12 protein-coding genes are annotated in these 9,351 nt (G+C 33.5%); 2 read left to right on the top strand and 10 right to left on the bottom strand.

What is annotated here, in order from left to right:
* Nucleotides 1-60: 60 nt before the first annotated feature.
* The 8 genes from H6W52_RS20455 to H6W52_RS20420 form a co-directional block, all read right to left on the bottom strand.
* On the bottom strand, nucleotides 61-744 hold the full coding sequence (locus tag H6W52_RS20455; protein ID WP_116100089.1) for a hypothetical protein: 684 nt from the start codon (nucleotides 742-744) through the stop codon (nucleotides 61-63).
* 34 nt (nucleotides 745-778) lie between these two features.
* On the bottom strand, nucleotides 779-1,312 hold the full coding sequence (locus H6W52_RS20450) for a hypothetical protein (RefSeq protein ID WP_116100090.1): 534 nt from the start codon (nucleotides 1,310-1,312) through the stop codon (nucleotides 779-781).
* A gap of 544 nt (nucleotides 1,313-1,856) precedes the next feature.
* Nucleotides 1,857-2,087 carry a hypothetical protein gene (locus tag H6W52_RS20445; RefSeq protein WP_116100091.1) on the bottom strand — a complete coding sequence of 77 codons (231 nt, stop codon included), beginning with the start codon at nucleotides 2,085-2,087 and terminating at the stop codon, nucleotides 1,857-1,859.
* A gap of 44 nt (nucleotides 2,088-2,131) precedes the next feature.
* The gene (locus tag H6W52_RS20440) at nucleotides 2,132-2,656 is read right to left on the bottom strand and encodes a hypothetical protein (protein WP_116100092.1); all 525 of its coding nucleotides are present in this window, start codon (nucleotides 2,654-2,656) and stop codon (nucleotides 2,132-2,134) included.
* 26 nt (nucleotides 2,657-2,682) lie between these two features.
* Nucleotides 2,683-3,168, bottom strand: coding sequence for a hypothetical protein (locus H6W52_RS20435; protein ID WP_116100093.1), 486 nt, complete (start codon nucleotides 3,166-3,168; stop codon nucleotides 2,683-2,685).
* A gap of 63 nt (nucleotides 3,169-3,231) precedes the next feature.
* A complete protein-coding gene (locus H6W52_RS20430; protein WP_116100094.1) occupies nucleotides 3,232-3,699 on the bottom strand; it encodes a DinB family protein in 468 nt (155 codons plus the stop codon).
* 15 nt (nucleotides 3,700-3,714) lie between these two features.
* Nucleotides 3,715-4,317 carry a short chain dehydrogenase gene (locus H6W52_RS20425; RefSeq protein ID WP_116100095.1) on the bottom strand — a complete coding sequence of 201 codons (603 nt, stop codon included), beginning with the start codon at nucleotides 4,315-4,317 and terminating at the stop codon, nucleotides 3,715-3,717.
* Between the two features lie 141 nt (nucleotides 4,318-4,458).
* Nucleotides 4,459-4,641: a SymE family type I addiction module toxin gene (locus H6W52_RS20420; RefSeq protein ID WP_116100096.1), complete on the bottom strand. Its 183-nt coding sequence runs from the start codon at nucleotides 4,639-4,641 to the stop codon at nucleotides 4,459-4,461.
* A gap of 312 nt (nucleotides 4,642-4,953) precedes the next feature.
* Here H6W52_RS20420 and H6W52_RS20415 point away from each other — a divergent pair, with 312 nt between their 5' ends.
* Nucleotides 4,954-5,214, top strand: a complete 261-nt coding sequence (locus H6W52_RS20415; protein ID WP_116100097.1) for a hypothetical protein — start codon at nucleotides 4,954-4,956, stop codon at nucleotides 5,212-5,214.
* Between the two features lie 42 nt (nucleotides 5,215-5,256).
* Nucleotides 5,257-5,481, top strand: coding sequence for a helix-turn-helix domain-containing protein (locus tag H6W52_RS20410; protein ID WP_116100098.1), 225 nt, complete (start codon nucleotides 5,257-5,259; stop codon nucleotides 5,479-5,481).
* Between the two features lie 391 nt (nucleotides 5,482-5,872).
* On the opposite strand, the gene H6W52_RS20405 is transcribed toward H6W52_RS20410, so the two are convergent.
* Complete coding sequence (locus H6W52_RS20405; protein WP_185216939.1) at nucleotides 5,873-7,555, bottom strand: CocE/NonD family hydrolase; 1,683 nt, start codon at nucleotides 7,553-7,555, stop codon at nucleotides 5,873-5,875.
* A gap of 197 nt (nucleotides 7,556-7,752) precedes the next feature.
* A complete protein-coding gene (locus H6W52_RS20400; protein ID WP_116100100.1) occupies nucleotides 7,753-8,955 on the bottom strand; it encodes an intradiol ring-cleavage dioxygenase in 1,203 nt (400 codons plus the stop codon).
* Nucleotides 8,956-9,351 lie beyond the last annotated feature (396 nt).

Below are 9,351 nucleotides of genomic sequence, written 5' to 3'. Positions count from 1 at the left end.
TTACTTTATCTAATGATTGACATTTATAACATTTCATAATACTAATTTATGAAATATATTTTAATTTAACAATACCTTAATAATATCGGTTACTTTAAAGATATACAGCTTTCCATCCGGTGAAAAGTAATTTACTTCAGCTTTCATGCTCAAACGGTTAACAGGTAAATCTCCCTCGTCTTTCGTGATCGAAAGAACGTCTTTCCCATCTTTTACATATGGAGCAAAAGCATTTAAAAGATTTATTTCTTTAGCGAAAGAGTCTACTATTTTCTGAGCTTCGGGAGAAATTGCAGTAGTAGATTTTGTAATTTTTGGATTCGTCAAAACAAATTGCGATTCTGATGGATCTGTAATCACTAATTTATCAATCGAGCTGTTGTCATCAATCAGGAAGTAATCATCGGTAAATCCTTTGTCGATATCATGTTTGTAATCTGACAAAGATAAATCGTCATCATATTTTACCTCCGAATCTTTACTGAAAGCTTTTATGAAGATCATTTCATTTTTTGGATTTTTCACTTCTGCATAAACGTATTTTTTTCCATTGGGAGCAATCAAAAGGGTAGAATCTTTGTCGTTTCTGAGAATTTTGCTTTCTTCTACTTTTAAAACGGTAATGGGATTTTCATACACTTTGAATTCTTTTCCCATTTCTATGTTTTGAGGTTTTTCTCCACAAGAGATAAGCGTTATGGAAACAGCAAAAAAAGATGCAGCTAAAACAGATTTATTTTTCATGTTATTAATTTTAAGAATATTTATTTATGATATTTTAAAAAGCTTCTCCTGCCTCTTTCTTTGATCCGTTGTATTCAATTAAAGTCGTAACCGCTTTTTTTAACCTTTCTACCAAAATCTGATCTGGGGTAAAATTGAACGGAGCTGAATAGTCATTATAGTTAGGACCGCTTATGGAAAATACCTGCTTCAGTGTGGCATTCTTTTCACCATCACAAATAACTGATAGGCAGCCTTTTCCTGTTACATAGAAATCGTCTGAATATTCAGAATTCATTCCTGTAATTTTATTCAGATCGATCGTTGTTGTGCAGAAGTTTGTTTCTCTTTCATATGGCTTTTTATAGACAAATTTTCCGTCGGAATAAGAAACAAATGTTCTGTATGGTCCTAGGTTTTCCTTCATCTTTCCGGCTATCCAATCCATTGTTTCCTGCTTGCTTGGTTTTGAAGATTTGCTTTCTGTGGCAGGTTTTGTAGCTTTTGCAGGTGTTTTTTTCTGAGCATTTGCATTCGTGCTTGCAACTGTTAGTAATAGTACAACTGCAAACTTTAATTGTTTGGTCATTATGTTTTATTTAAATGTTGTTTTTTTTAAGGATTTAAAATTCTGGCTTTGTGTTTTTTAATCTTTTAACGGATTTTTTATAAAAGATATGACTGTAAGCGGTAGATTTTAAATGGAATTTTTCTTGTGTCTTTACGTGTTAAAATATAGAATAACACTTTTACAAATAAAAAGTAATTTTTGTGGTATAATTTAAATATTTCAACGGTTTTTAGTTTTTAATTTTAGCAAATATAGAATTTACTTTACAAATCCGCAAATTTAATGAATGAAGGAAAATTAAATTAATGCTTCACAATTTAATTTTATAATTTTTAAAGATAGCTTCCTCATTCATTTTCAGTTCGATAAGTTTTTGGATGTGGTAGGCTTCTTTTTCCTTGCCTAATTTTATGGTTCCTTCAACTAAACCGTTATTTTTATTTTTACAGTTTGATAATGTGGTATCTGTATCTGCAAATCATCTATTTTTGTTGATTATAATATCATTAATTCTTTTTCAGCATTTTGAAGTTCAATTTGTAAAGTTGAATGTTTCAGATTCTCAATCCAACGCTTCGATCCACTTGCCCAGTTTTTCAGCAATAGAATCATTGGTCATATTTGCGATTTTCCATTGGTCGCCATCAAATTTTGAAATGACAATGAAATTTTCTTCATCAAATTTAAACGTGTAATAAATAAATCCGTCCGATTTATCTACGTTTCCTGTAATTTCAACTTTGTATGCTCTGTTGTTGAAAATTAAGTCGATTATTTTATATGGTTTCTGCATCTTGCTTTTGTTCTAAATGGTGGGCGACTGATCTTTATTATTCCTCAAAATTCTTTAGAAAAACCATCCTGAATTATTGAAATCACCAGTTCTTCTTTATTTAAAATCGTTGAGTACCAAAATCCTTTTCCCCAGATTCTTTTTCCGGAAAATTCTTCGGTATATTTTGAACGTAATAAGGCAGAAGAGGTTTTGCTTTTCAGTCTTGAAATTTTCTGATTCAGTACTTTTATATTAGAAAGCACGAGTATTTCAACTTTTGATTCGTTAATATGAAGCGCTTTAATTTCAAGTCCGTCAATTATCCTGTCGCTGTTCTCCCTGCAAAATTCATGAATATCAATTCTCAATTGGTTTATAGATTTTTCCTGTAAAAGAATCCTGTTGTTTTGTGGATTTTTATTTACATATTCATAGGATAACTCATGGGACAAAGTGTAGCTTATATTTTGCAGGCGTAATTTCGAGTAGGTATCAGTAAGTTTTTTCCAACGTCCATTTTTATCCCAGACAGGATATTCGTTATAAGTTGTCCAGATAATGTGAAAGAGTTGGTTGTTACTTGTCATTAATACAGTTTAATCATTATTTTAAATTAATTTACTGTTTTAATGAATAAAATTTTGTTTTTCAGATACCAACATTTTCCATTAGAAGTGTCAAAAATAAAATCAGGATGAGCTGCTTTCAAACTATCGGATTTTTTAAGTTCGCGTATAATATCTTCATTCAGCCAGTCAAATTCAAAATCCTTTTTCGTATAATTAGGAAATACAAAATCTGTGTTTTTATCCAGATCCCATATTCTCTTCATTGTCTGTTCGTCAAAATATATAACAGCTTCCAAAAAAGAATCGGATGGACCGGAAATTCTTTCTCCGGAATTATCAATAAAAACATATTTAAATTTCACTTTCTCTGGTCTGAATTTAGATAAATTAATTAATTTCTGAAGAGAATTGATGTCCGTTGAAACTTCAGTATTTATATTGCTTTTCACTTTGGTTTCTATATCTTTATTTTCTTTTTTACACGAATAAAAAAAGAAGGAAATTAAAATAAAAATGAATTTCAGCTTCATGAATTTTAGCTTTTATTTGTACATATTATTGTTATCCTCAGAAAGGACAAAATTCTTGTAAACTTATATATTTTTACTTTTCAAAATATCATTAATGATTTCCAGATGATGATTCGTATGTATTTCCAGAAATTTAATTGCCTTTTTCAGTTTTAAATCTCCGAAAAAAGGATGGTTGAAATATTTATTGGGATCAAGATTTTCCATTTGCCTGATTTTCGTTTTGGTGAATTGCAAATGCTGCTCTAAAGTCTGCTCATCATAATGTCCCGGAGTTACTACTTTTGGGGATTTTGCACGGCCTCGCGGAATTTTATTCAACGCAAAAACCATAATTTTCGAAAGTTTGAAGCTCCATTTATAATTTTGGGGATCAGATTTTTCTATGTTTTCAATGATGGCATTAATTGTCAGCAGAATATGTTCGATTTGCCATCCTACAGTCGATTTCGAAATTTCAGGATTGGAAATAGTATGCTTTGAGATTTTTTCTTCGAGATCATTTAAATATTTCGGCAGTTTATTCATCATTCAACCTTTTATTTTTTAGTTATAAATTCTGATGATTTCGCCGTTTCCTTTTCCGTTTACGCTTCTTACATAACCGTTGATTACTTTTTTCATGGGAATAGGGTTGTGTCCCGGAAAATAATCTCTGTATTTTTCATAAGCGTCTTCCACCATTCCGGAAGAGACAACGTTCAGTCTGATTCCGTTTTCCAGTTCCAGCGCTGCCGCCTGTACAAAACTGTGGATTCCGCCGTTCACCATTGCAGCACCTGCGGTCTGTACAACAGGGTCGTCCGCTAAAATTCCTGTAGATAAAGTAATAGAACCATTGGAATTTAGATAATCTTTTCCGATACGGACGAGATTAACCTGCCCCATCAGTTTGCTTTTCAGTCCGATATAATAATCTTCTTCGGTAAGGTCTTTGAAATCTGCCCATTTTGCTTCACCGGCAATACAGATGATGGCATCCAGTTTTCCGATTTTTTCGAACATTTCTTTAATGGAATGGCTGTCTGCAATATCCACCGTTACATCTCCGGAGTTTCTTCCGGCAATTACAACTTCGTTGTTCTCTTTAAAATGTGCTGCTACTGTTTTTCCGATGGTTCCGTTACCGCCAATGATGAGTATTTTCATTCTGTGATGTTTATTATTGATGATTTTCAGATGTAATCAAAGGTACGGAAAGTATTTTATCAAAAAGAGTGCAAAATTTGAGTTTTCTATAATTGAATTTCATCATTAAATGTTGCGAATAACAAATACATCGTACTGTATTTATAAGTCATCAACGGTAATAATCAGTTTGTTTTTCTTCTGCTGAATATTCACCATTTTTCCTTTTCCGAAACCCAGTTCATCAAGCCATTTTCCTCTGAGCCTTATTTCCGGAACGATGATGAGTTGATTGCTGCTTTTCTGAAATCTTGAATGGATTTTAAGTTTTCTTGAATTCATCATGGTATTTTTGTTATCTGATAAATTTGGTTTTTGGTTATTTGTCTTTAAATTTTTTCTGGCTGTACAGGAGGAAGTTGTAAAAATGCCTGAACTTCCTGCCTATACAAACCAAGGGTATATGATAAATTGTGTTTTTTAATCTCTAAATAATTAAATTTTTGTTCATCTAATTATTTTATTTTTCATCAGCCGTAATAAACTTCGTTTAATCAATTAATTGTTCGGCAAATGTAGTAAAAATATTTTACCATTACCGAATTCGGTAATGGTAATTTATGCTAATAATTTCAATTTGCACAAAAGAGTGCAATTATGAACGAGTTTAAAACCAATGAAATCAAAAAACTGGTTTCAGAAAAAATAAAAGAAATAAAAGGAGAGATTCCTTATTCTAAGATTTCTGAAAAGTGCAATGTTACAGCGGCAAGAATTAGTGATGTTGCCAATAACAAGATCGATTGTCAACTCAGTACTTTCATTGAAATTGCTACCGGATTAAGAATTCATCCAAAAGAATTATTTGATATTATTTTTGATTTTGAAGAGTATTATTCCGAATTGGATAAAGTCTGAGAACAGTTGGAAACTTTCTGAATAACTACGTCAACATTTACAATGGATAGAATTGAATTTCGGATAGCTTTTGGGAAAAGAATTGAAAAATTTAGAAAAGAATTGGGATTAAGCTATCGGGAATTAGCTCAAAAATGTGATGTCGACCATAGTAATATCAGCAAAATTGAAAAAGGAGAAGTTGATATAAGAATTTCTACCATACAGGAATTAGCGAAAGGTTTAGATGTACATCCGCAAGAGTTGTTTGATTTTGAAGTAGGGTAGAAGTTTTGAGGGAAGGAAGAGGTATTTAGCTGATAGAATAACGTTTTTAAACGATGTCGCGGATTTGCAATCCGTGATTTTAATTTTTGTATTCTGAAATTATAGGTTGCAAATTTTTTGCGAAAGATGTTCTTGGTAAATAAATGTCACGGATTGCAAATCCGCGACATCGGTGGTGGGTTGTCGAGTTTTTGCCAGTCAGTTGATTGTTGTACGGTCGGTCGGTAGGGGTTGCAGATAACGTTTTACGTATTGGCGATGGTGGAGCATTTGAAAAACGTCAGCCCAACATTTGCACAAATGCCCGATAGAAGTACAAATGTTGAGTTTACAACTGTCAGCCCCACTATTGCCAATACGATGTTATTGGCTGGCGTTCTTATCGGTCTGATTAGTTTTTCCATACGGGAATTTTAATGTAACTGTCATTGTGCCATTTTATTTGTATTGGGTCGCCTGCGTCTTTTATTGTTTCATCTGATACAGGTTTGCCTGAACCATAATTAATTATTTCAAAGGGATGCTTGTTGATATTGAGCAAAATAACAAGTCTGCAACCTTTGTTAATCTTCTTACTTACAAAACGAGTATTGTCAAACGGAATACTTTCTCTTTTGTTTGGTTGTAGTAGTTGTCTTTTTGAATTGTCTTTTGCAAAACTTGCCCTGCCAACATATCTTGTAAGGAAAAAGTATTTGCCATCTGGCATAAGTTCATAAAGGGCTAACGACACGTCCATGTCTTTTTTATTAATAGTAGCCCAAAGATTAGCTGTAAATGAGCCATTAATGGTAAATTCCTTTTGAAAAGGTTTTGTCGTGAACACTAAACCATTGCTAACATCAAGTGTGTCAAAAATAATGCTTGGTGTAAAATAATTGTTTTGATTCTCTCTGTCATTAAAATCAACACTTTGATTTTGAAAATCCTTTTTCTTTGGTTTTAATGATGTTAGATTTGTTTTGTCAAGATAGAAAGTTAAAGTATCGTTGTTAATTTTTTCAATTGATGGGCTATGTTTCCATTCGTTTGTTCCCATAACTTGATAATTCACTTTGTCTTTCAACAGTTCAGGCTTCGGCTTACCTTTTATTACATAATCAAGCCAATCGTAAGCCAAATTCATCATATTGATATTGGCAACGCTATCTATTTCGTAGCCCATCAAGTTTTTTGCAGGTTTGCGTTGTCCACCCCAATGGTCATAAGGGCCAATTATAAAATAGTGATTTGCATTTTTATTGTATTTAGTATGTAGTTTGAAATATTGTATTGCACCTATTTGTGAACCGTCATAATAGCCTGTCGTTGTCAAAATGGGAATATTGATTTTGGCATAGTCGGCAGGCGTTGGCACCATTGATTTCCAATAACTGTCATAAGATGGATGAGATAACCAATTTTGAAAGATTGGATTTTTATACCCTGCTAAACTGTCTATTTTGTTGAATGCTATTCCACTATTGAAATAGTCAAAAGGTAAACTTCTGGGTAAAAATTTGTTTTTGTAGATATTATCATTACTCCAACTTAAAATATGAGATAATGGAACATTATTTTCCATTGGAAAATCATAGCCTGGCATTACAGCTACTTGTGGGACAATAGTTTTTAATGCTGGGTGAATATTCTTCACAGTTGCCCATTGTGAAAAACCGGTATAACTTCCGCCATACATTCCTACACTTCCATTGCACCATTTTTGCTTACTTATCCAATCAATAATGTCATAAATATCTGTTCCTTCATTTTCAAAGGGTTTGTAGTTTTTTAAGTCAGTTTTAATACCCCGAACATAAGCTACTATACCAACATAATCTCTGTCAGCCGATTTTTTAGCAAATATTGCATCACTAGCATCTTGATAATAGGTTGTATAAAAAAGAATTGCAGGTGATGGACTAGTATTTGTCTTTTTACGAACAATTATTGCAGAAATATCAACACCACTTTTTGTCGGAATTAATACACTGTCTTGAATTACATAAATGCTGTCATTAGTTGCTTGTTGCTGTCCAAATGCTGTTGTAAAACTTGTCAGTAAAATACAAATTGTCCTAATTAAATATTTCATTCTTCTTATTTTTTTTCGTCTGTTCAATTATGAGGGTCGTCTGTTACGCTTGCCACTAACGGTTTGCGGTTTGGCGTAGTGGCGGAAATCGAAGCACAAATGTTCAGTTTTGTACAAAAGTTTAATCGAAGAACTGCCGTTGAATTCAGCACTAAACCCGCCATTTTGCCAAACTGCTGTTATGTGCAGCCCTCTTATCATTCATGTTTTGGCTCGTTTAAGTCAAAATAATTTCCTTTTGTTTTGTCAAGTGTTTCTGCAATAAGTTTAAAGTTTTGTTCTGTCGGTTTTAGATTTACATATTTGTCAACTATTGTTCTGTGTCTGTAAATAATAAAAGTGTTTTCAACACTCGCATTTATGTTGTTAAGGTTTGCTTCGCTTTCAGTGTCGCTAAATGATGGTACAAAAGTCAAAGCAATTTTTTGAAGCCCTAATTCTTCTCCGATTTTTTCTAACTCTGTTTGCCGTGCCTGCTTATTATAATTCTTTGAGTTCCCGTAAACAAAGTATGCTTTAAGGTATTTTTCTCTTGATACGCTTTCGTGGTCTAATTGTTTAAGCCATTTTTTAATTTCGTCCCAATTCGGCTTGTCGCCAACGAAATATACAATTCCGTGATAACGTCCATATTTGCAAACTGGGCAAGTTCTTGTTCCTTTGTCTGGTCCAAAGGCGTGAAATGGTATAAAAGAAGGCTGGTCTTCACCAATATTTAAGCCCGAATAAATGTCTGTTTTGTTTTTAGTAGGGTAGTCAGGAATATTCAATCCTATAACAATATTATGCTCTGCGATTTGAATGTTGCCATCTAAAACAACTCTTAGCAGTTCAGTCCCTGCTCTGTCAAGTTTACCATACTTTTTTTTATGGTTTAGGTACAATGGGTCATCATCAAAATAAAGGTCAGCATAATATTCGTTAGTGATGTCTGGTTCTTTTATAGATAAGTGAATGTGTTGCGGAATATTATCATTCGGATATGCAGCAGGTCTGCTTGTCTTAATTGTATAGTTACCACTCTTGTCTGACTTTACCCAACCTCGCAACTTACCGTGTTCCTTTGCTTGTTTAGGTGTTTGGTTGTCTGACGCATATAAACCATTATCGTCTGTATGCCAATAATAGATAATAACTTCAGATGCAGGTGTTTTACCGTCAAGATTAAAGACCTTGCCTGTCAATATGAGTTTTTGCTTGCCCTCTGTCCAACCAACACTTATGTGTTCAGTTGAAATTTTTTTTGGTATTCCAACATACATTAACTCGCAACCTTCACAACCGCCACCAACTTGTTTCGTTTGTTTGGTCTCGTTAGGTTCTTGTTTTGTCTGTCCGTTGCAACTTGTCAAAAAGTTGAAAAAGGTCGCAAATAGTCCAATGTATAATATTCTGTTCATTTTAATGTTGCTGTCTTTTAGGGTTGCACATAACGATTGGCTCGGCTTTGCGAAGTTTTTTCAAGGGAGCTTGCTCTTGAAGAAAAAATTTCAGCAAAGGCAATGTTCTGCGAGGCGACCGAGCGGTCGTTTTGCAAAACATTCGACGAAGTCGAGCCAATCGTTCTTGCGACAGCGACCGAAGGGAGATGTCGCAAGAACGGTTCGGGGCTTTGCGTTCGGGCGGGATTTCGAAGCACAAAAGCCGATATTATTACTAAAGTTTAATTGAAAAACTACTGTTGAGTTTTGCACTTCAGCCCGCCTGACGCAAAACCCTTGTTGAACTAAACCTTCGGTAGCTTTCTCAGCGCTATATTTAGTTACTTTGTAAAACTAATTAAAAATCAGTAAAAT

The sequence above is a fragment of the Chryseobacterium sp. C2(2020) genome, from assembly GCF_014218915.1.
Classification (GTDB): Bacteria; Bacteroidota; Bacteroidia; order Flavobacteriales; family Weeksellaceae; genus Chryseobacterium; species Chryseobacterium mucoviscidosis.
This window is presented reverse-complemented; position numbering and strand designations above follow the sequence as displayed.

Bases quoted from the DNA above. Each gene is read 5' to 3' on its own strand.
- H6W52_RS20405 (WP_185216939.1), bottom strand. From the start codon at position 7,555: ATGAAATATTTAATTAGGACAATTTGTATTTTACTGACAAGTTTTACA.
- H6W52_RS20420 (WP_116100096.1), bottom strand. From the start codon at position 4,641: ATGATGAATTCAAGAAAACTTAAAATCCATTCAAGATTTCAGAAAAGC.
- H6W52_RS20425 (WP_116100095.1), bottom strand. From the start codon at position 4,317: ATGAAAATACTCATCATTGGCGGTAACGGAACCATCGGAAAAACAGTA.
- H6W52_RS20435 (WP_116100093.1), bottom strand. From the start codon at position 3,168: ATGAAGCTGAAATTCATTTTTATTTTAATTTCCTTCTTTTTTTATTCG.
- H6W52_RS20415 (WP_116100097.1), top strand. From the start codon at position 4,954: ATGAACGAGTTTAAAACCAATGAAATCAAAAAACTGGTTTCAGAAAAA.
- H6W52_RS20430 (WP_116100094.1), bottom strand. From the start codon at position 3,699: ATGATGAATAAACTGCCGAAATATTTAAATGATCTCGAAGAAAAAATC.
- H6W52_RS20450 (WP_116100090.1), bottom strand. From the start codon at position 1,312: ATGACCAAACAATTAAAGTTTGCAGTTGTACTATTACTAACAGTTGCA.
- H6W52_RS20410 (WP_116100098.1), top strand. From the start codon at position 5,257: ATGGATAGAATTGAATTTCGGATAGCTTTTGGGAAAAGAATTGAAAAA.
- H6W52_RS20440 (WP_116100092.1), bottom strand. From the start codon at position 2,656: ATGACAAGTAACAACCAACTCTTTCACATTATCTGGACAACTTATAAC.
- H6W52_RS20445 (WP_116100091.1), bottom strand. From the start codon at position 2,087: ATGCAGAAACCATATAAAATAATCGACTTAATTTTCAACAACAGAGCA.
- H6W52_RS20400 (WP_116100100.1), bottom strand. From the start codon at position 8,955: ATGAACAGAATATTATACATTGGACTATTTGCGACCTTTTTCAACTTT.
- H6W52_RS20455 (WP_116100089.1), bottom strand. From the start codon at position 744: ATGAAAAATAAATCTGTTTTAGCTGCATCTTTTTTTGCTGTTTCCATA.